This is a genomic window from Haloarcula sp. Atlit-120R, from assembly GCF_003665885.1.
In the GTDB taxonomy this organism is placed as follows: Archaea; Halobacteriota; Halobacteria; order Halobacteriales; family Haloarculaceae; genus Haloarcula; species Haloarcula taiwanensis.
In genome coordinates this window covers 273,477-298,947 of record NZ_QPLN01000001.1, presented here as the reverse complement: position 1 = coordinate 298,947, position 25,471 = coordinate 273,477, and the positions used below count along the sequence as shown (strand labels likewise).

The 25,471-nt window shown below is 62.1% G+C and carries 26 protein-coding genes; 1 reads left to right on the top strand and 25 read right to left on the bottom strand.

Annotated features, from left to right (window positions below):
* Nucleotides 1–171: 171 nt before the first annotated feature.
* Nucleotides 172–1,287 (top strand): hypothetical protein, encoded by a 1,116-nt coding sequence (locus DVK01_RS01555; protein WP_158598754.1) that lies wholly within the window; start codon nt 172–174, stop codon nt 1,285–1,287.
* Here the strand turns inward: DVK01_RS01555 and DVK01_RS01550 are convergent.
* From DVK01_RS01550 to DVK01_RS01440, 25 genes are all read right to left on the bottom strand, one after another.
* On the bottom strand, nt 1,282–2,820 hold the full coding sequence (locus DVK01_RS01550) for a hypothetical protein (protein WP_121535160.1): 1,539 nt from the start codon (nt 2,818–2,820) through the stop codon (nt 1,282–1,284). The two genes, DVK01_RS01555 and DVK01_RS01550, sit on opposite strands and share 6 nt — an antisense overlap.
* A 67-nt stretch (nt 2,821–2,887) precedes the next feature.
* Nucleotides 2,888–5,020, bottom strand: coding sequence for a hypothetical protein (locus DVK01_RS01545; protein WP_121535159.1), 2,133 nt, complete (start codon nt 5,018–5,020; stop codon nt 2,888–2,890).
* Nucleotides 5,017–6,213, bottom strand: a complete 1,197-nt coding sequence (locus DVK01_RS01540) for a hypothetical protein (protein WP_121535158.1) — start codon at nt 6,211–6,213, stop codon at nt 5,017–5,019. The genes DVK01_RS01545 and DVK01_RS01540 overlap by 4 nt, the downstream gene beginning before the upstream one ends.
* A gap of 3 nt (nt 6,214–6,216) precedes the next feature.
* The gene (locus DVK01_RS01535; protein ID WP_121535157.1) at nt 6,217–6,792 is read right to left on the bottom strand and encodes a hypothetical protein; all 576 of its coding nucleotides are present in this window, start codon (nt 6,790–6,792) and stop codon (nt 6,217–6,219) included.
* A gap of 24 nt (nt 6,793–6,816) precedes the next feature.
* Nucleotides 6,817–7,845, bottom strand: coding sequence for a hypothetical protein (locus DVK01_RS01530; RefSeq protein ID WP_121535156.1), 1,029 nt, complete (start codon nt 7,843–7,845; stop codon nt 6,817–6,819).
* Nucleotides 7,846–7,994: 149 nt separating this feature from the next.
* Nucleotides 7,995–8,492, bottom strand: coding sequence for a hypothetical protein (locus tag DVK01_RS01525; protein ID WP_121535155.1), 498 nt, complete (start codon nt 8,490–8,492; stop codon nt 7,995–7,997).
* On the bottom strand, nt 8,493–9,422 hold the full coding sequence (locus DVK01_RS01520; RefSeq protein WP_121535154.1) for a phage tail tube protein: 930 nt from the start codon (nt 9,420–9,422) through the stop codon (nt 8,493–8,495).
* An 85-nt stretch (nt 9,423–9,507) separates the two neighbouring features.
* Nucleotides 9,508–10,059 carry a hypothetical protein gene (locus DVK01_RS01515; RefSeq protein ID WP_121535153.1) on the bottom strand — a complete coding sequence of 184 codons (552 nt, stop codon included), beginning with the start codon at nt 10,057–10,059 and terminating at the stop codon, nt 9,508–9,510.
* Nucleotides 10,056–10,592, bottom strand: a complete 537-nt coding sequence (locus DVK01_RS01510; RefSeq protein WP_121535152.1) for a hypothetical protein — start codon at nt 10,590–10,592, stop codon at nt 10,056–10,058. The genes DVK01_RS01515 and DVK01_RS01510 overlap by 4 nt, the downstream gene beginning before the upstream one ends.
* A 1-nt stretch (nt 10,593) precedes the next feature.
* Nucleotides 10,594–11,451 (bottom strand): hypothetical protein, encoded by an 858-nt coding sequence (locus DVK01_RS01505; protein WP_121535151.1) that lies wholly within the window; start codon nt 11,449–11,451, stop codon nt 10,594–10,596.
* A gap of 3 nt (nt 11,452–11,454) precedes the next feature.
* Nucleotides 11,455–11,763 (bottom strand): hypothetical protein, encoded by a 309-nt coding sequence (locus DVK01_RS01500; protein WP_121535150.1) that lies wholly within the window; start codon nt 11,761–11,763, stop codon nt 11,455–11,457.
* A gap of 3 nt (nt 11,764–11,766) precedes the next feature.
* Nucleotides 11,767–12,174: a hypothetical protein gene (locus DVK01_RS21580; protein WP_147435155.1), complete on the bottom strand. Its 408-nt coding sequence runs from the start codon at nt 12,172–12,174 to the stop codon at nt 11,767–11,769.
* Between the two features lie 2 nt (nt 12,175–12,176).
* Nucleotides 12,177–12,527, bottom strand: coding sequence for a hypothetical protein (locus tag DVK01_RS01495; RefSeq protein WP_121535149.1), 351 nt, complete (start codon nt 12,525–12,527; stop codon nt 12,177–12,179).
* Between the two features lie 9 nt (nt 12,528–12,536).
* A complete protein-coding gene (locus DVK01_RS01490; RefSeq protein WP_121535148.1) occupies nt 12,537–13,568 on the bottom strand; it encodes a hypothetical protein in 1,032 nt (343 codons plus the stop codon).
* 11 nt (nt 13,569–13,579) lie between these two features.
* Complete coding sequence (locus DVK01_RS01485) at nt 13,580–15,088, bottom strand: XkdF-like putative serine protease domain-containing protein (protein WP_121535147.1); 1,509 nt, start codon at nt 15,086–15,088, stop codon at nt 13,580–13,582.
* A gap of 3 nt (nt 15,089–15,091) precedes the next feature.
* Entirely contained in the window at nt 15,092–15,214 is a 123-nt protein-coding gene (locus DVK01_RS22765) for a hypothetical protein (RefSeq protein ID WP_255410193.1), read from the bottom strand.
* A gap of 74 nt (nt 15,215–15,288) precedes the next feature.
* Entirely contained in the window at nt 15,289–17,229 is a 1,941-nt protein-coding gene (locus DVK01_RS01480; RefSeq protein ID WP_121535146.1) for a phage portal protein, read from the bottom strand.
* Nucleotides 17,226–18,815: a hypothetical protein gene (locus DVK01_RS01475; protein WP_121535145.1), complete on the bottom strand. Its 1,590-nt coding sequence runs from the start codon at nt 18,813–18,815 to the stop codon at nt 17,226–17,228. Before DVK01_RS01475 ends, DVK01_RS01480 begins: the two co-directional genes overlap by 4 nt.
* A complete protein-coding gene (locus DVK01_RS01470) occupies nt 18,808–19,512 on the bottom strand; it encodes a hypothetical protein (RefSeq protein WP_121535144.1) in 705 nt (234 codons plus the stop codon). The genes DVK01_RS01475 and DVK01_RS01470 overlap by 8 nt, the downstream gene beginning before the upstream one ends.
* A 102-nt stretch (nt 19,513–19,614) precedes the next feature.
* A complete protein-coding gene (locus DVK01_RS01465; protein WP_121535143.1) occupies nt 19,615–19,860 on the bottom strand; it encodes a hypothetical protein in 246 nt (81 codons plus the stop codon).
* Complete coding sequence (locus DVK01_RS01460) at nt 19,860–20,192, bottom strand: hypothetical protein (RefSeq protein WP_147435154.1); 333 nt, start codon at nt 20,190–20,192, stop codon at nt 19,860–19,862. The genes DVK01_RS01465 and DVK01_RS01460 overlap by 1 nt, the downstream gene beginning before the upstream one ends.
* A 197-nt stretch (nt 20,193–20,389) precedes the next feature.
* Nucleotides 20,390–20,956: a hypothetical protein gene (locus DVK01_RS01455; protein ID WP_121535141.1), complete on the bottom strand. Its 567-nt coding sequence runs from the start codon at nt 20,954–20,956 to the stop codon at nt 20,390–20,392.
* 52 nt (nt 20,957–21,008) lie between these two features.
* Nucleotides 21,009–21,266 carry a MarR family transcriptional regulator gene (locus DVK01_RS01450; protein ID WP_121535140.1) on the bottom strand — a complete coding sequence of 86 codons (258 nt, stop codon included), beginning with the start codon at nt 21,264–21,266 and terminating at the stop codon, nt 21,009–21,011.
* Nucleotides 21,263–25,207, bottom strand: a complete 3,945-nt coding sequence (locus DVK01_RS22050; protein ID WP_199722305.1) for a hypothetical protein — start codon at nt 25,205–25,207, stop codon at nt 21,263–21,265. The genes DVK01_RS01450 and DVK01_RS22050 overlap by 4 nt, the downstream gene beginning before the upstream one ends.
* Nucleotides 25,204–25,428, bottom strand: a complete 225-nt coding sequence (locus tag DVK01_RS01440; protein ID WP_121535139.1) for a hypothetical protein — start codon at nt 25,426–25,428, stop codon at nt 25,204–25,206. The genes DVK01_RS22050 and DVK01_RS01440 overlap by 4 nt, the downstream gene beginning before the upstream one ends.
* Nucleotides 25,429–25,471 lie beyond the last annotated feature (43 nt).

Sequence of the window (25,471 nt, the reverse complement as noted above, 5' to 3'; positions counted from 1 at the left end):
GCCGCTGGCGAGTACCCCGTGCGTCTAACCAACGCGAACCGGAAGTAGCCCTAGAATGTTGGTTAACCCGAGAAAAACAGCGGGGCTACTGTCGTCGGATGCCATCGCTGCTGGGTAGAATCCATGAGCCAGCCCTTCAGTGGGACCGCGAACTCATCGCCACAATTAAGTATGACTTTGAAATACCCACACATCCCCGACTCAATGGTAGGATCAAAACACAGAGAAGCAGCAGTTCTCGCAATTATATTTACTGGCCTTACCATATGGGCTCTCAAACTCGCCCAAGATCCCCTGCCTGAACTTACAGGCGATCCACACATTATCATGAAACGGTCGCTGCGTGTCGCTACTTCGGGAAATATCTATAGCACAATTGATCCGCCACTACGGTACGTCCCGCTCGCCATTCTATTCTGGATCTTGAATATCACGACTGTTGGGCCAGAAGCCGCGTATATTACACACCTCTATTCCACGATGATGAGTTACGTTGTGTTGCCCGCAACACTGTACCTGCTAGTCCGGGAGACTATAGACCGGAAAGCGGCGCTACTGGTGCTTCTCGGGGTCATTTCGTGGCGGCTACTCGGGATTGGATTGAACGCCTACATCCATGGGTATTGGATGTATGACTACACAATCCCGTTCATTTTCATCGCACTCACCATCGCCCACAGGACTATTCTTGAGGACCGCCAACATCATCGGTTCCTGCTTGCTGCCGGCACTGGATTTGCTGTTGGAGTTGTTGGATTGAATGAATACATTCTCGGTGCTTACACTGCTGGGATTGTTGCTGTCCTATTTATTTTTCATAACCGGATTCGGGAGCTAATCTTGACCGGCAGCATAGGCGCTGTGATGGCGTCATCACTCATGTTCATGTCGAGCTATGCGAAGGATTTTATTATCTCGTCTGGGGATGACCGATTGAAACTCCTAACGGTTACTGCGATCCCGGGAAATGTAATTGATATTATCACGACGCCTGCGTACATGCTCCCGGTGGGGCTTGTGGTTGTGGCAGGTGTCCTCTATCATTGGACACGGTCACCGCCGACGAGTTCAGGCGTGCTGGTAGCGGCGTGTATCGTATTGGGTATTGGCTGGCATTCTCGCTTCGTGCTGTCCTCTGGATGGTTTGCGCTGCTCGCCCAGTACGTCGGCCAATATATTGTATTGGCGTTAGCCGTCCAGCAAGTTGTCGATCATGTCGATGGTCTGGTTAAAGCCCACTTAGAGGAACTTATTGAGCGCGGTTATTCATCTGACGGTCGCTTATGATGTGCGTTGCTCGACGGACCCTGTAGTTCCGACGCCATTGAAATCGTTACCAAACCCACTGAAGAAGTGGGGGCCGGCTGTTTTGGCATCACCTCCGCTCACATTGCGGAAGTTGATCCCATTCTGGCCACTTCCCGAAGCCTCCATATCCGTTGCACAAACCATTGTTGGCCCGTCATCTATGATTATCCCGTCACCGCCTTTGAGATTCTGAACGCGAACGCCCATAATTTGATGCCCCCCTCCAAACACGACCTTAATTTCTCCGGCTTCGTTGGCTTCTCCTTGATAACCAATTACTTGGACCTCATTACCCTCAATGGTGAGGCTGGGACCAATCTGGTTGTTTGCCCAAAAACAACCAAAGAACCGAGTGTTATTGTTAGCCCCACTTGCGACATCAACATGGACAGATGCGGCCTCGGAAAAGCCAGATGCATCTCCCGTTGCTCCACCGAATAGACAGCCATGCCAAACGCTGTTGAAATAGTTATCGAGGTAGACGTTTTTAGCCCAGCCGTCAAAATTCACCCATCTAAACCTGCTTTGTCCGTCGCCGGTATCCCCCTTAATTCCAATATCAGTGTTTGTGGATGTTCCGGGGCCGGTGAGCGTTACGTTCTCAATTAGGACCGATGCGTCGGCTTGGATGCCAACCCCGGCACCCTCTTCCCAAACAAGCCGCGTGCCACGACCGCCCGCCGTCCCGCTAACGGTTCCCCGGCGAGGGATATCTAATGTGGTCGTATCAAAATTGTATGACCCTCCGGGTAGCAACAATCGGTATCCCTCTGTTGCATCCGTTACGGCACTTTCGATTCCATTGGCGGTGGCGGGGTAGGTTTCTATACTACTATTAATAAGAATAGTTGATTCTGTGTTAGATAGAGCACCTGTACTGATCGATGGAGTATCGATCCCCTGCCCCGCCGTCTGCTCGTAGATGTCGTCGTCATCGGTGTCTTCGAAGATCCCACCACCGCCGAGTTGCTCCTCGGTCCCGTCGGGGTTGACCTTGTAGACATTTCCGTCCGACTCGTCGACGTAGAGCACACGCTTGTCGCTGACACCGCTGGGCTGAGCGGCCCGGTCGGCAAGCGCCGCTTGGTTGAACGCTGCCGCTGGGTCCGGATTGAGCGGTGTCGCCGTCCCCGCACCGCCGTCGGCAGTCGCGATCTTCAGCGACGGGTTCGCCGGCGGTGTGTCGTCATCGTCGACGTGGTATGCGATATCATCGTCGACGGCCTCGTCGATGACAAGGTAGACGTGGTTCATCCCGTTTGGCGCGGGCAGGGAGATGTCCGTGACTTGGTTCGGGAAGACGTCGTAGGCGTGGATGCCGTCCTGGACGATGCAGTGCCCAGAGTCGATGTCGATGGTCCCGGCTGCAGCGTCGACGACGACGGATAGCCCGCGTTCGACGTAGTCAGTTGCGTTGCTCCTCGCTGCGGATCTCGTGAGGTTAGCCTCCGAGAGATCGTCCCCGTTCTGATAGAGGACGTCACCAGAGACTGTAGTCTCATTGCTTGCCATGTCAAAAACTCACTCCGGAGTGGACTGCAGGATGCTCGCCCGTCGTCACAGGGTCATCGCAGTAAGATTAGGTTCGCTGCTCGGTCGCACCCAGCCGTTGCTCAAGATTCCGTATGACCTCCTCGATCTGATCCCGTGACCCCAACTGTAACACAACTTTCTCAGGACTGTTCTCGACGGACTGTGTCTCTAATTGCTCATCCGTCGGCAGGTCCGACAATTGCACAGCCTCAATTAGCGACCGCTGTGCGTCCGCTCGGGAAAGCGTGACCGTTGCCTCCACGAGTGGCGTATCAAGATTCTGCTGGAGTACGAGCGCCGCCTGATCGGCCTGTCGTTGTGTCGTGACACTGTTGATCTTCTTCGACGGCAGTGCTCGATCCGTTGACGGGTCGTAGTTGGAGGCTTCGTACGTGCCGACCGGCTCGTAGAGATAGTCGACAATGATGGACTGCCCGTCTACGATGTTTCCATCAGACAGCGTCGTAATCGAGCCGATCTTGTAATCAACTGAGTAGTCGACTTTATTCTCGTACAGCGTGCCATCCGACGCAGCCCGGACAGACTCCTTGGCCGTGACGAGTTCGTCCTCATCAAGATCAACAGCAGTCCCGTGGTTGGCTGTGATCTGCTCACCGGCTCTGGATTGGGCCGAGCCTCGAACGGTCGCCTTCTTGTACACTCGCAGATCCTTCTCGATATTGTAGTCGACAATGGCGTCATCTGATGTCCCTGTCCGCTGACCGGACCGTGTCCACTCGACACGGATGCCGGGGACCGACTCATCATAGGTGAGCTCGTATAGAGAGTCGGCATAGTCTGCAATCGCCTGGAGCCACTCGCCGACGGTCGCTTCTGTTCGGCGATTCTCCAGCACCGGACTGTTCTCGACCGTCGCATACAGCTCGTAGCTGTCGATGCGCTGTGGTTCAACCCCGGTCTTCGGCGTGGTCGATTGGGACCCAGTCCGTCCGAGCGTGGCCTGCAAGCGCAGCGACGCGCCGGCTTCGGCGAAGGACTTGTCGATTGTTTCCGTGTTACTCACTGTGTTGTAGTTTTTCCCACGATCGTTCGATACTGCGAGTTGCTGCCCATCGTCGACACTGGTGAAGGAGGTGGTGGCACGACCACCAACAACGTTCCGCACCGTCTCTGCGTCGGCGAAATCCACCGCCGGGCCGTCTGGGTAGAACTGCGGCCCGTCGAGCGCCCCGCCCGAGGCATCGAGTGTGTTGTCGAATGTGTAATTAAAACGCGTATCCAGCGGGGCAACGACGTCAACAACAAAGTCATCAGTGCCAGTATCGACCACCTCGGCTGTCAGGCTATGCGAGCCAGCAGACAGTGTCGAACCAAGGCCACCATCAAGAGAGTCTGCAGCGATTATCCCGGTTTCCCACCGTGGGTCATCGGCAGTGTCGTTCCCCGGACTGTATCGTGACACAACGTCGCCGTCGACGGACCATTCAACGTCCGCTGCATCGAATGACCCACCGTTTGACGCCCACCGGATCGCGATATCAAAGTCGGCTGGGTCGATATCATACTGGGTGGTGAAGTTCCAGGTCCTGGTCTGACCAGATGACCCGAACGTGGCGGCACTCCCACCACTATAGGCGTCACTGGATCTGGTTGTTGGCGAACTGCTACTGTCCGAGTCCTCTCCTTCCGTAGTGAAACAGGTCTGATGTGGTTCGACGCCGCCGTTGACGATCTGATAAGCATCAGTGGCCTGCTGGGACAGGACGGTTTCGAACTCGCTCTCCGTCGCGATGTCCTGTAACAGGATTTCTTCGGAGGTCGTCGCCGGGTCATCGAAGTTCGTGGCGTACGAGGTCTCGGTCTGGATCGTGTCGCGGGCCTCGAGCCACGCCTCTTCCTGATCGACCTCGCGTGAGATGGGTTTGTCCAATTCTTTGCCACCCTCACCGACCAGCACTACCTCCGAATTGCCTGGCTCGACCTTCCGCAATTCGTCGATCGGGAGCCGTTGCCCGTCGAGCCAGACCCGCATCGTGGGTTCGACGCCCTCGAAGTCGGCTGCAAGCCACCGGTCTTTTGGCGGGACCGGGATGCGCACCTCCGGTTTCGCGTTCAGGGCTGGTAGCCACTCGGCATCGTCAAGCGGGTCTGCGACCCAGGTGTGGCCCGTGTTTGGATTGTCCACCTCGACGTAGAAGCCAGTTGCGGGGACAGTCACCGGTCCACCTCCGTCCGCTTAATCACATCTCCTGTTGCCTGTATAACCCTCTCAGAGTCGTCGGCGATAGGATCAAGCCGGTCGATAAGCCCTTGTGGCGGGCTGGTGCTGTTTGTCGGGACCGTGAAAACGACGTCATCAAGGCCCCGAACGAGCGTCGCATTGAGGTTGTGCCGGTCGCCAGTGTTGAGGTCCTCAAACTCCATCTGAGCTTCGATGCGAGCGAGACCGACGTGCGTGAGATCGATATCCCAGAGCCGCCACGGTGAGTTACCCAGCTGGACGATCACATACTGTCCATTTGCCGGCGACCAGCGATACGCACGGAGAACATCCTCGGGCTGGTCGATCACGAGCCGTAGCCGATCTGTCTCCAGGACCATGTCGCCGACCCAGTCGTGGTCTGTGACGTAGACTCGCTGCCATTGACTGGCCACGTAGACATCGTATCCTGAGACCGTGGCCGACCCAACCGTGGCTGACCCAACCGTAGCCCCATCACCCGACTCTTTGTAGATCTTCGGTCGGTTGTATGTATCCCAGATCGTACAATCTGTACGGTATTCCTCAGCGTAGGGTATGTCGTAGATGAGCACAGGTCTGTCAAACGCCGGGTCACTGGCATCGTAGATACCGAGGTAATCGTGCTCGCCCTCGACCCGTCGCTGCGGCGTTGCGTCGACGACGGCCCCTCCGACATCGTCAAACCAGCGTACCTTGCGAGCACGGATTGACAGACCTATCTCTGGGGTGGATGCTGTCCCGAACGGGTTGTCCTCAGTTTGGGGATTAGTGCGGACAGCCCGCCAGTGTGATCGCCGAGTGCCCTTCGGTGTGAGTGTGCCGTCGAAGTCCTGGATACGGTCATCGCGAGCATCTGCGAAGTCTTCATTGATATTCTCCGGAGAGTAGTAGCCGTCAGTGGTACTGTCGCCCTCGCAGAGCGTGTACGGAACAACGTCGACACCGGAGGCGTTGAACAGTTCTTCGAGTTCCGCAGCGATGAGTGGTGCGAGTCGGCCACGAACCTGTCCTGCAATCGTTTGCCGACCGGGCTGTGAAGAGATCGTCTCCGTCGACGAGACGTCGCTTTGCAGGATACCCTGCTTCGATAGTTTTCGCTGTCGCGTCGATCCGGATTCCTGCTGGGCGTCGCTGGGAACGTTGAGTGCGTGGAGTAATCGATCTGGCATGGGTTATCCTGTCCTGTTGGCGCCGTCGACGACGTCGCTGATCGCCTGGACACTGAGGAACGTGAGCGTCCCGGTGAACGTCGACCCGTTCTCCGCTGTTCGCGTCCCTTGCGGGCTTTCGAGAACGACATCGAGTGGGTCGTAGAGTCCGTCTGAATAATGCTCGCCGTACTCAAGCGTGGAGGGGTTTCGCGAGTCGATCTCGGCAACACTCAGGTACTGAAACAGTACTTCGAGCTGTGTGAGGGGGTCCTCACCTGTCGCATCTGCCTTGGTCGGGCCGCCATCGCCAGTATCGCCCCACTGTTCTGAAGACCCTTCCCAGCCGTTGAAGGATACCTCGACCGATCGCACACCACCCCCGAGGTCGAGGTAGATACCCTTGCGCTTTGACTCTCCTGAGCCGACAGTGGAGCTGACTACCGAGTTGATAGTCGAGCCACGATTGTCCAGCACGAAACCGGTGCGTAGCGACGGGACAATCTCGATGTTGCCAGCCATGTGGAACTTGCCGGTCTCGAAGGTGCCGTCGCCGTCGACATCTGCCTCTACAGTGAGTATTGCTTTGTGTAATGTCATGTATTAAATGGAATGTGAGGACCGTCAGCCCAGCCCAGAGAACACGGACTGGACTTCGCGCACCGCTTCGTCGACAACTTCTCTCTTGAAGGCCTCTAGTTCAGAGTCCAACTCACTACGGATGTTCCCTGTCGAAAAGTTGAGGTCTGGTGCAGGGACTTCAAGAGTGAGTCCGATGTCACTGCCACCAAAGTTGCTTACCCATGCCGGTTCTTCGATGTTGAACTCGGGGTTCGCAAACTCAGACAGCCACGCCGGTTCGGAGATCGTCGGATTGGACAACGCCGTCAACCAAGTCGGCTCTGAAATAGACGGGTCCGACAGCGTCGAGAGCCACTCTGGCTCACCGAGTGCACTGTTCAGCGCATCGAGATCACTGGAGTCAATAGAGACAGTTTTCACAGCCTGCGAGGAGTCTTGCTTAGCTCTATCGACATCGCCCTGGGCAAGGCCGAGTGCTGCACCGCCGACTGCAGCCGTATTCTCCACGGAACCCGGTAACAGCTGTGAGATTCCAGCCGCGGCGAGTTGTGTTTCGTCACTCCCGATCTGTGACTGGACGTCTTGTCCAGTGCCTCGAATCTCCTGTGTCACACCTGCCTTCTGGAGACCACGAACACCTCCTAAACCCAACCCGATACCTGCAGCGCCGCCTCCCAATAGCGTTCCTGTTCCACCTCCTGCAGCCGCTGCACCACTTCCTCCGAGAGTACTCAGAGACGGTAATCGTGAGGCTGCAATACCAGTAAGTGAGCCGATGAATCCGGAGATCTCATCTCCACCACCGCTGCCAGCGAGGGCCGCCGACTGTCCAAGCTTTTCGAGTTCGTCGTGGATGTCCTCGAGAACTTCGAGCTGGTCGTCCAGGACATCGACGGCGCCAACCGTCGCACCCTGAGATAGTAGCGACGACGGGCCGCCGTCCCCGCCAGCGCTCATCGGCTGGTTGGTCTCAACGTCGACAGAGAGTGTCCCGAGGTCGTCCTCGATCGCCGCTCTGGCTCCGTCGACATCGCTGATCAGCAGATCGGCTTCAGTTGTGAACTCATTCATGGGTTAGTCCGGGATGCCGCCCAGTGTAGAGCGGGCTTCAAGCAGATCGTGCACGGTCAGGTACGCGTCGATGTCCCGCCACGGCAGCTCGTCGACGACACGCGGATCGAGTCCGCGGTGCATCGCGATAGCACGAGCATATTGCAGGACTACTCGTCGGTCGATTGCTCCTTCCGTGCGTCCGCGAGCCAGTCGGCGAAGCGCGGTTCGTTTCCCTCAGTCACACTGGAGAGTTCGTCGATGCGGGCCTCGGCCCAACGCAGGTAGCCAATGGGTAGGCCTGACGCCGCTGCGATGCAAGCATCGAAGTCCATGTCATCGTCGAGATACGGCGCGTCGACGGTCCCCTTCGCGACGTAGTAGACACGCCGAGCACCGGGCCCCCCAGCGGCTGGGAGTTCGTCCTCGACGTGACCGTATTCGCCGCCGGTGAGCCCACCAAGGGTGACCGCGTCGACGTCCCACTCCGATCGGGCCCAGCGGACGCCGTCCAGCTGGGACTGGAGTTGGTTCCCACGCCGCTGCAGCCGTGGCGCCGCTGGGTTCTCGGCGTCCAGGGGCGCGAGTTTCTCAGCCGTCTCGCGACACTCCTCCTTGAGGCGCTCGGCTTCGTCGTTGAGGTCGTAGGTATCAGTTTGGAGAGGCATTTATGCAACACTCACCCCGCCGTCGACGTTCCACGTGAGGCTCTGTTCCGTGTTTTCTGTGCTGATGACGTTCTCCCAGGATCCCGACGCCGGCGTCACCGTGAGGTTGTACGTCGAGACCTGAGTCCCGTTGACCGTGACGTCTAGCGTCGCCGAGACACCACCGACGAGATCCTCGGGCGAGGTCGCGTCGGCCGACCCGTAAGCCAGCTCCAGGCGTGACGGAGAGTCGGAGCCGAAGACAGCCGATGTCTCCACAGTCGATTCTGGTGCCGCAATGACAGCGTCGACGGGCGCCGGCCCTGCAGCGCCGCGGATGAAGCGGGCGATACTACTGATAGAGAGCTGTGCTGACTGCAGTTGAGTGACCGTGACACCGTCGATATCCAGCGTGAGAGCGTGGTCTGGTGCCGACGTGGCGTTGCTGACCGAGTTCACGTTCGACGGCGTTATCGACGCAGACTTGTTTTCGTCAGCGTAGAGGAACGAGATACTGAACGTCAGCAACCCACCCTCGGTGTAGTTGATCGGGGTGAACTCCGTTGGGATACAGCCAATCAGCTCCCGCTCGGCAGTCCCGCCGACGTAGTCGACGCCGGCGTAGATACGGGACGAGGCCGCCTGGCCGCTCGTGAACGAGGTCCCCGCGTCGTTGAAGACGATGTCCTCCACGTCGTCGAACGTGTCCGAAGAGATGGTTGCCTCAACGCCGACCGCGCCCTCGAAGGCCTGTTTGACGGATTCAACGTTCTCGACGACGCCCGCGTCTCGCATCCGCTGAAGTTGGTTGTCCAGCGAGAGCTCGGTCAACGAGGGATTTCGGCCGAAGTGCCAGTAGTCTGGGTTGCCGTCGTTGTCCTCATCAGCGAGACTCTCCATGAACGATGTTTCTTTGCCGAACGCCAGGTTGCCGCTACCCGCACCCGGCATTACTCGATACCTCCGTCAGTGACGGGCCTGAACGTGGCCTCGTCTCGGTGTGTGTGTATCATATCTATCACTCGAAAAGAAGGGGTTAGGAGAGGTCCTCGAAGCCGTCAAAGACGACGTCGACGTCCCAGCGGAAGTAGTGCTGCCAGTCGTCGGACTGCGGGGCCGGGTTCGTCAACTGCAGATGGGTAAACGAGACGTTCGACCGGCCGGCGCTGGGGTACTCGCGCCCGTCGTACAGCGCCATCCGGAGGCGATGCTTGAGCTCGTCGAACGGAACGCCATCATCGCCGGCGGGGTCGACGTGGCCGAACTGACTCTCGTGCAGGCCTTCGACCCGCAGGCCGACGACGTGCTCGATATCGAGGTCGTACTCCGTGCCGATGGGTTCCTCGGCCCCAGCCGCTTGCGTCGCCCCGATGAAACAGCCCGTGCGCAGTTCCCCAGTGCGCTCGGTGATCGGCGCCGTCATGTCGACCGACTGCGAGCCTTCGTAGGTCTGGGCATCGTCGCGGTCGACGCGCTTGATGACCACATCGGAGGTCGTGCCGTCCTGGTTCGTGATGGAGTAGTCCGTCGCAACGCTGTCGACGACGCTGGCCAGCTGGTCTAGGACCCAGTCGACGTCAGCGCTCACTGTCCGACCTCCCGGCGGAGCCAGTTGAGCGAGTCACGCACTGCACGAGCCTCCGGCAGGCCCGAGACCTCGACCTCGGGGAGGAACGCCGGCCCGTCGCCGAACATGTCTTCGAGGAACGGATACTCGCCGGAGTCAAATTCAAAGACCAGCAGCGGATCGCCTTCGACGGTGTGGTCCGATGTCCCGAACTCCATGAAGCGGAAGGCCTCATGGGCCCAGGACCACTCGACGTGGATGGACGTCCGGGTGCGCTGGTAGTCGACGCCGGCGAAGCTCTCGATGAGCGACTCAACCTTGTAGTCGCCCACTCGGCTGGCGTATCGCTCCAGTCGGCCGTGGACACGCTGCACGCTCTGGAACACGAGGTTCTGCCTCGAGCCAACCATCGTTCGTTCGACGTTGTCAAGCAGAGCCTGACGGGCATCGTCGGATGGCGCGCTCGGAACCGCGATGTCGAGCGTCGCACCGACGGGGTCGGTCTCGAACTCCAGGTCGAACTCGATGGTGATCGAGACGTCGGCGTCGGCCACGTCACTCGTACACCTCCATCAGCTCCTCGGCTTTCCGTTCCAGTTCTTCAGCCTTCGTATCGACACCGTAGACCGTCGCGTTCTGCGGGATCTCCACGACGGCCTCCTCGACGAGGTCGGCGGCCGCCCAGTTCGCGACGGCGCGGCGCACGTTTCGCGGGAGGCCCTCGTGCCCGTAGTCGAAGTCGATGTAAACGGCGTTGGAGAACGACGGGATGTCGTCGTCCATCGCGTGAACGTCCAGATAGAGCTCCGAGACGCCGCCGTTGTTGACGCGGGCCCAGTAGTCTTCGCCGCGGTGCTGGTTCCCCACGCCGCCGGAGTAGTCGTTGTTGGCGACCCAGTCGTCGTAGCCACCCTGCTCGTTGACGACCGACAGCGTGTTGATCGCCTGGACGTCCTTCCGGGCGAGCGTGATGCGCGTGTACGCCGGGACCGTGTCGTCGACGGGCGGCTCCAATGATTCGGGCCGCCCGAAGGCGATGCGGATCTCCTCTTTCGGGTCCTGATAGTGCTTCCGCCGGCGCTCGTGGCGTGGGCCAGCCTCGAGGAGCGCATCACTGTTCTTGCGCGTTCGGTGGCGCTCGTTTTCGCTGGCCCCGTGGACCATGCCGGCGTGGGTGGCGATGTCCTCTTCGTCATCCCGCGTGTTCGCCGACATCGGAATGTCGACATCGGATGCCTCAGTGATGCCGTCGGGTTCGTACCAGTGCCGGCTGTATGTCTTCTCCAGCCAATCGGTCCGTGACACGATGGCGTCGACGGCGATCTGTGGATCCTGATTGACGTCGCCGGGAAGGTTGGCCTTGCGCAGCGCTCGCCGGAGGTCCTCAGTCGTGCAGTACCCTACGTCGGCCATGTGTTACCTCGGATTGTTCCGCGCTTCGGCGCTGATCGTCGTCCCGTTCGCACTGGTCAGCTCAACGCTCTCGGCCTGCGGGACGTCGACGACGTAGCTGCCTGCCGCCGACAGCGTCCGTTCGTCGACCTCGTACGTGCCGACCGAGCCGGTGATCGCGATGGTGATCGTGTCGTCGGCACTGCCGTCAAGCGACTCCAGCGACACACAGACCGCCGGCGTGTGGTACTGCGAGACGTTGGCCGTTTTTGTCTCGTCGGCCCCGAACGTTTCCGAGTCGGCGATTGTCGCGCTGTCGTACCACGTCGGCATCTATCAGCCCTCCAGTTCGCCGAGGCGCTCTTCGATGGCGTCCGTTGCGCCAGAGCGGTCCTTCTGTTCCTCTTCGAGGTTCAGCAGCGCTCGCAGCGTGGCGGGATCGTCGATGTCGGCGGCGCGATCAGCGACTTCGTCGTTGGTGAGGTCCGCGGGGTTGAACGGGAGCGTCCCGCTCTCGGCATCGTCTTCGAGATCGTCCGGGTCAGGTGGCCCGTCCTCCTGATGGACATCATCACCGCCTGTCTCATCCTCCGCAGCGACGTCGTCGATGCGCTCGAAGTCGCCGCGTTCGTCACAGAGGTAGGCGGCGTCGTCCTCGCTAACTTCGGCCTGATCACCGAGGCCGAACTCACCGATACCTCGGACAGTGACCCGGCCGCCCTCGGTTTTCTCAACCGTCGGCATAGTCAGGCACTCCCGGTCGCTTCGACGACCCAGCCGCTGGTTGTTCCGTCGACGTTGCGGACCGTGGCGGTCGCGCCGGCGGACGTCATGTTCGCCGGCCCGGTCCCCACGAAGTCGGCGTCGTCGAACGCCACTGTCGGTGTGTTGGCACCGCCGTTGTGGACGATCGTCACGACGTGACCTTCGCGAGCCGCGGCGTCGAGGTCGACAGTGTTGGTGCCGTCGGGGTTGACGACATGTTGGCGAGCATCCTCGCTGACGGCCGTCGCTGCGCCGTTGCCTGGACTGTTCGTCTCCGCGTAGGGATCATCCCCCTCGTAGTGTTCTCGGACGCGGTTGTTGGTAGTAGACATGTGGCTACCTCAGGCGATGTTTTCGACGAGGACGCCAGCCTGGAGCTGCTTGATCTGGAAGTCGAACTGCCCTTCCAGCCAGTTGCGCGAGTGGAGTCGGTTCTCGTGGACCTTGTCCGTGTCCGTGGTCTGGTCGAGCTCCATCTCTTCGAACACACCGAACGCCAGGTTGTCGGGGTCGGTGAGCATCGCGTAGCTGTCGGGCCAGCCGTTGACGCCGACGACGTCGTACGAGAATGGCGTGATGTCGGAGTCGCCGAAGATGACAGCCGAGCCCAGTGGGTCCTCACGCTCGGTCAGGGAGAAGACGTACTCCTGAACGACGTCCGGCGACGTCAGGAACACGAAGTTGTCCGGATCGCGGTAGCGCGAGTCCAGCGTCTGGATCGTGTCGTTGAACATCTTCGTGTCGACAGAGCTGCCAGCCATGTCGACCGACGGCATGGTGTCGACATCGCCAGCTGCCGTGTTCTCCAGACCCATCCGATCCGATGCCGTGTCTTCGCCCTCTGCGATGGCGATCCACCCGTTCCAAGTAGAGTCCAGCGCTGCGGCGCCGCCGATGGACTGCAGGTTGCCCGAGTCGGCGTTGGCCCGGATCCCGATGAGGCCGACATCGTTGAACCAGCGCTGGATGAACTGGTCGACGATGTAGTCACCGAACTGGTCGGGACCGTAGTGGGTGTTCTTTAGCGCGTCGCGGGTCGGCTCGACCAGAATGTAGTACTGCTGGTCGGTCGCGTTGAAGGCGACGTCTCCGTCAGAGTTTGCAGAGTTGGATGTTCGGGTTCCTTCTTCGGCCCGGGTCGATCCGGACAGCTGCGGGACGCCGAACATCGGGACGTCCATCTCCAGGCGCTCGAGGACCATCGTGTCGGCCATCTCCAGCACCTGCACCTCCTTCTGGGCCCGTTCGAGGAAGTCTTCGGTAACGTCGCGCGGGAGCTGGAAGTTGTCCAGCGTGGCGAGGTCGACATCCTTGTCGACGCCGCCGGCGACTTGATTCTGCGTGCGAACTGCGTCGATGGTGTTAGTACTCATCTGTAGTCACCTCAGGAAAGGGCCTTGCCCAGGTCGCTCAGTCGGTCGCCGTCGTCGCCCTCGCTGGAGCCGCGGTCGAGCTGCTGGCTGCCAGGGGCCTCGCGGGAGATCGAGTCGAGGCGCGCGTGGAGCGCTTCGATGTCGGCCTTCGTGACCTCCTCGCTGCCGGCGTTCTTCTCAGTGCCGCCGTCGTCTTCGAACCAGCCGTCGACCTCGCTCTTCGAGACCTCGACGACCTCCCCACTGGGAAGTTCGACCTCGGCTGTCTTGTCGGCGTCCGGCTCGCCGCCATCATCGCCGTCGACGGCCTCGGTGAGGCTCTTGACGGCGTCAGTCAGTTCGTTGATTTGTTCGGCGTTCTGCTCGGCGAGAGACTTGCCGCTGTTGTCAGTGTCAGTGTCGTCAGACATGTCGTCGGCAGCGGTCGTGCTGCCATCATCGGCCGGCGTGTCGCCGCCGGCGGCGTGCTTGTCGTCCTGGTCATCGCCGTCGTCTCCGTCGTCTTCATCCTCTTCGTCGAACGACCAGGCACGGGCGTCGTGCTCCGAGAGGTCGAAGTCGACGTCGTCCTGGTCGGTAAACCGCGTCATCTCGTGGCCGACGCCGGCGTCCTCGAGGACATCGAGCCCGGCGTCAATGGACGCCATGATGGACTCACGGTTGCGCTTCGAGAGCGTTTGGCCCTCTTTGCGGGCCTGGTCGCGGTCGGTGTCGGACGACCGTGCTTTCGACGAGTCGTCCCCAGTGAGTGCCGAGAGGAACGCCCTGCCAGCCTTCGCGAACATCGACTGCTTGCCAGGGTCGCCGGCGCCCTCCTCTTCGAGCGCACGAGTCAGGTTGTCCCACATCCGCTCGGCGTCGTCCTCCGAGTGACCGCGTTCCATCGCCTCCTCGATGAAGGCGTCGCGGTCACCGAGATGCTCGGCGAGCCGCTTCTCGGCGTCGGCTTTCGTCTCGAGGATCTCCGCATCGGGGACGGCCGGGATGTCTACCGCCGACACCTCGCGGATGATGCCGTCGGTCAGCTCCCAGACCATCGCGTCGTCGGGGAGCTGGTCGGGCACGTCGACGTCGTCCACGGCGTCGTCCTCACCGATAAGGTACGGCCCACCCCACTCGACGCCCTTTGCGCCGATGGAGTAGCCGCCGTAGACGCCGTCTTCGACGAGCCCCCAGGTACCGGCATCATCGAACTGCCACTCCTGCACCCACGCGCCAGCGTCGACGGTCTGGCCGCCGATGTCTTCCGGCTCGTCGAGGACCTCGTTCCGTTCGAGGGACATCCACTCTGACGGCCATGCGGCGTGCATGATGCCGCCGTCGGCGCTGCCCGACTCCATGAGCGCGCCGAACTCGTCGGCGAACGCCTGGATGGTTTCCTCTCGGGCGAAGTCGTGCTGCAGGTCCGCCTTGTCCGGCACCATCACGATCCCGGCGGCGACCTGCTCGTCGTCGTCCTTCGTGACGAACTCTACCTCTTTGCGGAAGGCGTCCCCGCCGGCCTTTCTCACAGGTGGCACGGGTCAGCCCTCATCATCGTCGTCTTCGGCGTCAGCGTCGGCATCCTTCGTCTTGTCCAGGCTCTTGGCTCGACCGGTCGAGAGGACGCCGCGCTTCTCGCCGCGCTCTGCGTTCTTGTCAGTCATGGTCGTAGAATCCTATCGCCCGGTCGAACCTCGCACAGGGGAGTCGGGCGCTCCCTGGGTCATCGGTCAGTCAGCTACGCCGGGACGTCGTTGGGGACATCCTCGGGATCCGGCTCGGGACCCTCGGGCAGCCGGTCGTGGAAGTTGGTGATTTCCACGTAGGGGTACTCCAGCCGGATATTGTCGTAGTGGTACGAGCCGTGACTCGATGCGTTGACGAGCCCTGCCCACTCCGACGCCGGTACGTCGACGTAGACGTACAGCGAGTCCGTCCCGTCCTCGCGCACGAACGAAAGGAAGAGCTCCTGCTCGCCGAAGTCGTACAGCCCCTCATCCAGATTTGAGCTGTCGAATTGCGTCTGCTCGATGGGGTCCTTCGTCGCGAGGTCGGCTTCCACCTCGCTCCAGTCCCGCTCGTAGAGCTTGTTGCCTGGCGGCGGCGCGGCCTCAGCCCTGGTCTGCTGGACGGCGTCGCCGACCGGCTGGGCTGGCTCCTCCTGGCCGACGTTCGCGAGCAGCGTCTGGCCGTCGACGGGATGGTCGTCGGGCAGCGGTTCCTCGCCGATCATCTCCAGGGCCCGGTTGACAGGGACAGCCCCACGTACGGCCTGGATCTTCCGGCGGACGACCTTCGCATCCTCACCCGGCCGGTCGGCCCCGCGCAGTTCGTAGTCGATGGTCCAGTCCGTGACGCCGAGGTACTGCTGGTGGATGAGCTTGTAGAGTCGCTGGCTGAACTTGTGCTGCTCCGGTGCGATGACGTTGTTCGCGAAGTCCGCGACCTGCTCCTGGGAGTTGGACCGGTTCGACGTCTCGGTGACGCCGATGAGGATGGGCGGCACCTCATGCACCTTGGCGATCTCGTGTTCGTTCTTTTCGCGGAACTGCCTGAAATCCATCTCCTCGCTGATGCCCTGGCCCAGCGGCTCCAGTTCGATCTCGACGTCGTCGTCCATCCCGTCGAAGAACTTCTCGACCTCGAGGATGACTGCCCGGTGGCTCTCCTCGCGCAGGCCGTGGAGCATCTGCCGGAGGTCGTTCTTGCTCTCTTCGGAGAGTTCGCCACCGGTCACCTTGATGACGAACCGGGGAATCGTGTCGTTGTCGAAGAATGCGCGGTTGTAGTCCTTCGCCGCCTCGTCAGCGCCGATGGTCCGGATCCCACTGACCCAGTCCGGCACGCCGTAGTCCTGCTCGATGGGGCTGGGGTTCCTGATGAAAATGAGTTCGTTCGCCGGCTCGTTGTCGAGCCCGCCGGCGTCACCGATGGCGACATCGCCCGTCTCCCGGTCGACGAAGATGGGCTCCTTGTCAGTGTCGTCGTCGGTGTAGGTGACGCGGGGTTCGTCACCGTCGATGATGGTGACCTCCTGCCCGCGGTGGCGGTCGCCGGCCTCGCCAAAGTAGCGCCGGCGGCCATCGCGCTCCTGGACGTAGCCTCGGGAGGCGTAGTGTCCGATGTCGGTGTCGACGAAGTTGCCCGTCTCGGGGTGGCGAGGCTGGTCGAAGCGAGACTGCGGCTTCCGGACGCGGATCGTGTTCGCTGGGACGTGGGCCAGGCCGACCGGCCGTCCTTCTCTGTCGGTCAAGATCTCGAGTGCACACCACCCGACGGAGTGGTAGTCCTGCCGGGCGAGTTCCTTCACCTCCTCAGGCGTCGTGGGCTCGGCTGACTGGTGCGGGCCGGTCTCCCAGCGCGAGTCGGGGCCTCGCCAGAACGACCGGGCGACCGCGCGTTCCTGATCGTCGGCGTCGTCGATGTCGACGTCCGCGTGCGTGGCGAGCTCGAAGCCGAAGCCGACCTCGTACCGAGCCTTCTTGCGGACGGCAGTCGCGTGCGTCTCGTTGAGTTCGAGGAAGCTCGCTAACCGGTCGGGGTTGTACGGCGGCTTGACGCCGTGGCCGACCGAGTGGATCCGGCTGTCCGAAAGCTGCTGGCTGTTCGCGGCTTTCGACAGCGTCGTGTCGCCGCCAATCCCCTCGACGTTGACCTTCGTGGTGTCGTCTGATGTCATAGGTAGCTCACTCCAGAGTCGCTGTCGTCGCCGGCGTCATCTTCGAGCGCGCCCATGCCCTCGAGGCGGCGGATGCCCTGCTCGGCCATGTACCACGCCGCGATCAGGTCTGGCGTGTGACCCTGCAGCTTCCCGTCCTGCAGCGTCAGGGACATCGCCGCCTGGACGAAGTCTTCGGTCCCCGAGTGGCCACGATAGAACTGGATCCCGCCGTTCTCGACGAGCCGACGAAGTCGCGGGATGCCGTTCTCCCAGCTGTGTTTCGACCCTGTCGTCGGGATGCCTGTGACCTTGCTCCGCAGCGAGGCCGAGAACTCGAGGGCGTCGTTGGCGACGTACTGCTGCATCCCGTTGGACTCGATCACGATCACCGCCGGATCGTAGCGGTCGTCGTAGTCGGCGAGCGTCGCCTTCACCGCCGAGGGTTGCATCCCCGTGTCGGCATGGGCGTCTAGGAGGCGACGTCGTCCATCGCGACCGACACGGAAAGCGACGAACGCTGCGTTGTCTCCCGACGGAGACTGAGCCGGGTCGTGGGCGACGATCGTCGCCTCGCCGGCGCCGGGTGTAAGACGGTGGGGCGGCTCCTGCCCCCGGATAGAACAGCCGCCGTCGTCGACGAGGCGGTTGACGTCTTCCTCTTCGATGAGGTTGCCCGAGGCCCCCTGGATCGTGAGCGTGTACTCGCGCCAGAAGAGGTAGTCCGCCATCTTCGAGCGCTTGTTCGCCAGCCACTCTGGACCCCGAGCCTCCGGCCACAGCAGCTGGAGCGTCCCACCGCCCCACGGGTTGTCAACCTCGGTGTAGAGGTCTTCGTCGGGCCGGCGGGCCTGCCAGTCGTCGTCCTCGCGATACTTCTGGTCCCATGTGTCGAGGATGGCGGGGAACTCTCGCAGCGAGTACCCCTCGTAGTCTCGATAGTGGCTGTAGATGTCGTCCGGTCGCTTGCGTGTCCCGACGATCACGGTGCGACCGTCGTCCTTGACCATCGGCTGGGCGACGCCGTCGACCCAGTTGAGGACGCCTTCGGTCGGGCCGTCGCCTTGTTCGGAGATGATGTCGTCCAGAATCAAGAGGTGGGCACGGGCCCCCTCGATGGATCCCTTCAACCAGCCCGTCGTCAGCGACGAGCCGTTCGCGAACTCTTTGGTCTTCTTGCTGTCCGTCTCCCGCGGCTTGTTGAGGTTGACCAGCCACGGGTTCCGCTCGATGAACTTGTTCAGCTCGCGATCGGCCTTCTCGTAGGCCTGCTCCTGCGTGTTCATCGTCCAGATGACGCGGTAGCCGTCGAGGTACTCCATGCAGGCAATCGCGAAGGCCGAGATGATCGTCGTCTTCAGCCCGTCCCGGTGACACAGGAGCGCGAGGTCGCCGTTGACGTCGGCCTCGCCGGCGAGGTGTCGGAGCCACTCGGAGTGATGCCCGCCGAGTGGGGCCCAGTCGTCGTACTCCGCGTCCATGTAGCCCTGCGTGAGCTTGTTCGCGAAGTCCAACCAGCACCCATGCTCGAACGGGTTGTAAGCAGCGCGGATCTCTGCCCGGGAGAGGTCGACCTCGGTCGTGCTGGCGTCGGCAGTACTACTCATCGTCGAGCGTCGCCTCCCTGATCGTCGCCGCAGCTTCCTCGTCGAGCGAGACGGTCGTGTCCAACTCGCCGTCGACGTTCATGTTGATGTCCGTCGTGTAGACGCCGAGGACGTCCGCCTTCTCGTGCAGGTGAGCGGCCATCTCCTTGCGTGCCATCGCTCGCTTCTTCGGGTCGGGTTCGTCGCGCTGGAGGCCGGCCATCGCCTTGCGGTACTCTGGGAGTCGGCCTCGTTCGGCCCCGACGGGATACTCGTCGCCGGGCTCAATGTAGCGGACGTCGTCGGTGAACTCGATGATGATGTCCCGCTCGCTTGCCCACTCGGGCCGGCGGTCGTCACCAGGCGGGACGCGCTCCCAGTCAGAGACACGCAGCTCGCCGTCGCCAGTGTGGCGGTCCTGTTTCGGGACCATCGCGAGGACCGGCTCGTCCTCAACGGCGAGTTCGAGGTCCTCGCGAGCTTCCTGGTATAGTCGTTCGAAGCGGTCGGCCGCCTGCAGACGGATGTCCGCGTGGCGCTTCTCGATCGCCTCGATGACCTCTTCCTTCGGCTTCTCGTTGAGGTAGTCCCGGATGGTCGACCGGGTGTACGAGCCGATGCCCTCCTCTTCGAAGCGGTCCCGAATCTCTGCGACGCTGAGATTGTCGAGATACTTCCACTTCAGGGCGATCTGTACCCGGCGGTCTCGTGAACTCATGATGGAAATCTGTCGTGCAGTGTCGGCAGCAGTATTATAGTTTAAAAGGGGCAGTCAGGTGGCGGTTCGAAGGCATGTCGTGACGCGATACGTGTGTCAGGATCACGACTGGTCGTCGTCATCGCCACCCTGGACGTCCTGGGCTTCCTCGAGGGCAGCCCCGAACGTGCGCTTGCCGAAGACGGCGTAGCCGGCGGCGATGACGATGGCCAGCGCGACGACGTCCCAGAGCGTGCTCAGGGGCTGGCCGGACAGCTGTCCGTAGGCCCAGAGGCCGAACGTCACAAGCAGAACGACCGTCCCGACGAACGCACGAAGCGCTCGGTACGGTCGTTGGGGACGCTGCATCAGTCGTCGCCCTGTTCGTTGTCGAGACGCCGGGCCGCCTCGACGACGGCCTCGACGTCGACGTCTTCTGCGCCGGCAAGATAGCTCTCGACGAACTCGGCCCCGACGACAGCGACACCTGCGACGATGAGTGCCAGCTCCGGTTTTACAGAGGTTGTGACCAGCGCGATGATACACAGCGCGACGACGAGTAGCTCGCTTAGAGCCTTGACGAGTCTGTACATTGGGAGGCTTAGCCCCCAGCGCCGGGTGATGGCGTGGGCGAGGAGGAGTTCGTGAAACTGTTCTTTCCGTCGGATTCGAGACAGCAGTGAGGGTTGTGGCGTGGACATGGTGTCATGCACAACGAGGGCCCGGCTGGGGAGTCGAACCCCGCGCTCGTAAAGTGGTGTTGGGGGGACGAGCGCACCGGATCCGGACTGGGCGGCCGACGTCAGGGACAAGCTGAGGCCGACCGGTTAACGTACGGTGCGGACCCTCGCTGCCAGTCGGTGGATGGGGGAAATGGGGGTAGAGAACACGTGGCAGGTCATCGGGGCCGACGCCCGGCCCGAACGGCCCGCTCGGTTGCCGTCCGGAACGTCACGAAATCGTCGCCGGCGTAATCAGGATCCCGCTTGAGGTCGCCGACCTCGACGATCAGCGCCAGCGGGTCGTGTGAACAGCCGAACTCGGTCAGCGTCGCGATGATGCCGACCGCCGCCTCCAGGGCCTCGCTACGCGACCGCGTCGACGGCGATCGGTGCGAGTCGATGGCGCCACAGAACGAGCAGGCCGAGCCCGAGTCAAGGTCGTCGCCCGGTGGGTTCGCGTGCTCAGTCCGATCGGCGAGTTGCGCCTGTTCATGGTACTCGCGGTCTGAGGTGTTCCACCGGGGCTCGCCTTCAGGCAGGTCGTAGTCGACGAAGCTCAGGATATCGCCCCACCGACGGCCCGACAAATGGTCGAAGTTGTGTCGGGCCCGAATGCGCCGGTAACATTGTTGGCAGCAGAGCTCGGGATCGGCGACCAGTGTTTCGAAGACATCGCCCGGCTGCTCGGGAACGTCGACATCGTCGGTCGCGATGCTCGCGGTGGGTGAAAACTGGATAGACATGGCTGGTGGGGTCACCGCCGGTGTAGAGCGGCTGGGAGCAGTCGCTACTATATCACTTCCGGGAGGGGTTATACGTCCGCATAGTCACGGTTTTCATGACTACCTGTCTGAGGTCGTCGGTATCGCGGGCCCTGAGTATAAAGTCGCATTTTTCGAGAGTTTCGGCAGCGTCGTCGAGAGTGCTCTCGCAGAGCTGTGTCTCCTCCTGTAGCTCCTTGCGAGACAGCGGCCCCTCCTCGTCGAGAACACGGTAGACGTACTTGGCACTGGGCGGGAGGTCATCGAACCGTCCCGACTCAGGGCCAGTCACGCCGACGAGGCACCTCCACCGAGGGATACCGCCCCCGATTCCTCACCGTGGAGTTCGAAGACGCGTTGGGCCCACTCCAGCCAGTCGAGACCAGATTCCGATTCGGCCAGTAGCACCCTCAGCTTCCGCTTTGCTGCTACTTTGAAACTCCCGTTACTGGATAGTACTGATAACGCTGATTTCAAAGTAGCAGAATCGATAGCGTAAGCAACCCCAGCGTGCTGTTCGTACCGCTCGGGGTTGAGAAGGCCCACGTCCTCCAGAGCGTGGACCCAGTTGTAGACCGTCCGCTGGGTGACATCGAGCCCTGACAGTTGGGCCAGCCGGTGGTAGCCCTCGACTCGGTTCGAGATCGTGCCGTCGTCACGCTCGTCGACGAGCCGATCAGCACGGAACCCATCGGGACCGGCGCCGCGGACGACGTCGTCGACGGCCTCCAAGAGGTCGATGGCCCCTTCGGGGACCGGAAGCATCGCTTCGAGCGGATCGGCGAGCTCGTCGAACGACGCAACCTCGTCGATGGGGACGTCGGTTGGAACGTTCGTCAGCAGGTATGCATGCTTGGTTTCATCGGCCAGCACAGGCCGAGTGCGGTGGATGACCTGAGTCAACTCTTTCGAGCGGCTCTCCTCGAACAGGTCACCGGTGAGCCCGCTGAAGTGCTTCGTCGGGACGGCCCGGCCCTGACCAGCGCCGTCCTCGAAGTGGAGCTTCCGGTAGACGGGATCACGGGTATCAGTACGGGTGGAATACTCGGTCCCGCCGGCGGCGAGATCTGGGTGATCCATCGCGAGCAGTTCGGCTTCACGCTGGAGATCCTCGACCTTCGGGTGTGGAGCACCGATGGCGACGACGGCATCGCAGTCGTTGTAATTGAGTCCACGCGCAGCGTGGTAGTGCAGCACCGGCGCGCCTTCGGGAAACTCGAAGTGCGCTTGGAGGCTGCGCTTGACGACGTACAACGGTGACTGGTGGACATCGGCGGCAGTATCAATGACTCGCTGGATACGCTCTTGGAGAGACCCGCTGTCGTCGATGGTCCCCGCGTGGTACTGGCCGTCCAAGACCTGCGTCGCTCGTAGATTGAACGACTGTGGCTCGTCGCCAGTGACGAGAACCTTGTCGACGGGCGTCTGGTAGAGCCCGGCTATCTTCCGTTTTGTCGTCGTCGCGTCGAGAATGAGCGGCGAGTCGGGGAGGTCAGTCGGCCGCGGAAGCTCCTCGTAGAAGATGCCCTGAGGCTGGCCAGCCTCATCGGGTTCGAGGTCGAGCTCGGCGCGCGCCCGGGCCGTGGGACCATCTCGACGGGTGATGTTGTGTTCGTCCTCGTGCCAGTCACAGCTTTCGTCTTCGCAGTGGCGAGCGCCGTTGTCGAAGACGATATCGGACGCACACCAGGGGCAGTTGTCCAGCGTTGTCGGGACGGCGATGGCCTGCCGACAGCTCTCCTCATCAAGGCCGGCCGCCGCAGCGGCGGCAAGCAGCGCGTCGAAGACAAGTGGTGTCCCAGACCAGCGGTCATCGCGCATCCGTGCGATGAGAGTCTCGTTGTAGTGGACCTTGCACCGGGCGAGGGACTCTTCGAGCATCGTCTCCTCGATGACAGGCTTCTCGACGTTCTTGTACCCCTCACCCGGCATCCCACGAGGCTCTCGGACGGTCTTCGTTTCGACATCGGCCTCATCGACACTGTCAGGGAGATCGTCGATGTCAACCTCGCGAGTGATAGTATCGCTGTCGACCGCTGGCGCGTCTAGGTTGGCGAGCTCGTCTGGGGCGTCGGGATCGGTGATGGCGTCGACGAGGTCTCGCGAGAAGCGAGCGAACTCGCCGAGCGCATCCCGGTAGCCCTCGGGCGCGTTCGAGACCATCCCCTCCAGCGCGTTCCCGACACGGGCCAGGTCCTCGACGGTGACGCGACGGTCCGACCGGAGAGAGTCCGGGCTTTCGTCGATGAGGATGTCTCGCTGCGGGCCATCGGACCCGCGGCGCTGGACTGTCTTCAGGAGCTGGTACTGGTGGACACCGACGATGCGGTCCTCGCTGGACAGCTTGTCGAACTGGTCGAGCCACGGGCAGTGGCCGTGCTCGTCGTGGCCCGGCAGTTCGTCGGCGAGTATCTGGTGGGCCTTGACCGGTCCGAGCTCGCCAGCCAGCGCTTCGTAGCGTTTGCGCCCCTCGTGGTCTGTCGCGAAGTCGTAGATGGGGCACATGTGCGGGCAGTCGGCGACGTGCCCGTGTTCGGGGCACATGTCCCTGCTGTCGTCGTGGTCGACGTCCATGCAGACATCGCCGCGCTTCTGAGCACCACCACGAAGGTGGTAATAGTCGTCAGCCGTCGGGTCGTCCTCGATGAACTCCCGGGCCTTCTGGTGCTTGTCGAAGAGGACAGCGTGTGGCCGATCCCGCTTTGCGGCGCCGATGGCAGCGTTGGTCGTCTTGCCGTTGCCGGGGTCATCAGCCCAGGCGACGGGCCCGTCGGCGTCGACGAACTCCTCGAAGCGCTCACCCTGAAGCTCATCCCAGCGTTCCTCGGGTGTGACCGACTGGCGGTCCAGACCCGGTGGCTCGCACTCCTCGATGGGCCAGTGTTCCGAGATACCGCCGCTGGTCTGTTCGGGGTCATAGTGGTCTTCGAGTTCAGGAATGTCGAAACCGAGCTCACGAAGATGCTCGACGCCAGTCCACCAGTCGGCACCGGAGACGCCACCGGCAGCCTGCTCCGGTCGGAGTTCGCCGGCGTCGATGAGCGCCATCACGACGGGGCCACCGTAGCCGCCACGGTCGCCGGTGTCCATCCAGCGCTGGTCGTTGACGATGTTCGCCGTCCCGTTGCTGTTGGGTCCCCAGGTCGGTGCGAAGGCACGCTCGCCATCGCTCGTCGACGCTGAGTCGTTCCACCGGTGGACGATCGTAGCTTCGGCGACGCGCTGGGCGTCGAGGCGGTCCAGGGCGTGGAAGATGTCTCGGATATCAGTCGTCGCCTCGTCCGTCGATGTCGCCGTAGGTTCGTAGTCGGAACTGTCGAACTTTTCGCGAGCGGCGTCGACGTCCTCAACGCGGTCGCGCTGGCTGGATGCCACTGGGTCGTTGGCCTCGACGAGGGTTTCGAGGACATCGCCGTTCCACTCACGAACCTCAGTCGGCGTGCCCGTGACGTGGTCGCCGGTCATCACACACACGCGCTTGCGGGCGTAGATCTCGATACTCGGAAGGTCATCGTTGCCGCCCCACGGATCGTTGTCGATCTGCCACGATGCCTCCTTGACGCCCTCGGGGAGTTCCCCACGGTAGATGGCGTGGGCCCCGCTGCCAGACTGAGAGATGTCCGCGTAGGTCAGCCCCAACTGTTCGAGGATTGCGATGAACGCCGGGTGGACGTCGCCGGTCTCTGGGTCACGGACGTCGTCGCCGTCGACGTAAGCGAAGGGGTCATCGGGCTGCTGCAGGAACGCCCGACCGTCGAGCCGTGGGTCGACCTCGGCCATCGCGATACCCTCGCCGTCGAGGTAGTTGCCGTCGTAGCCCCACTTGTAGCGGGCGTCGCAGTCACATGTCGCCGCCGTATCGTGGCCGTCCTCGCCGCACTCGGCAGGGGCGTCACTGTCACCCCACGGGGCGAACGGTTTCTTGTCCTGATGGCCCATCCACTGTTCGCGGGCAAGCAGCGCTGCTGGGTAGATGTCTGCCTCTGGGTCTGCCCAGCTGGCGTCGGTCCAGCGGTCCCACTCGGGGCTTCGTTGCAGCCGTAGTGGTGACTTGCTTAAGCGATCGCCGGTATCGTTACTTGAAGATTGCTCTGAATGAGGGGGATCCTCGTCAAGGACCTCCGCGACTGCGGTGGGCGATTCGCTGAGTGCCCCAGCGATGGCGACCGTACTGGCGTCGGGGTTGCGTTGAAGGTAGCTCTCGATGCGCTCTCGCAACGACAGGTCGGTCACGCCAACCACCTCCAGTCCTTGAAGGTTGTCTGTCCCTCCGGATCGGACCGTTCACTTCCATCGTCGGGAACCGGGACATTCTCGACCGTTGCCTCGCCCTTGGCATCGAGACGGTCATCGACGACATCAATGGTCTCACCGGTATCGTCCAGTTCCGGCCGCTCGGTGAGGTACTGAACGGTGCCATCAAGCGGGTCACCGGAGTACGAGCGCCCGCTCATGACAGACACCCCACCGTTTCCGCTGGAGTATCTGAAGAACTAT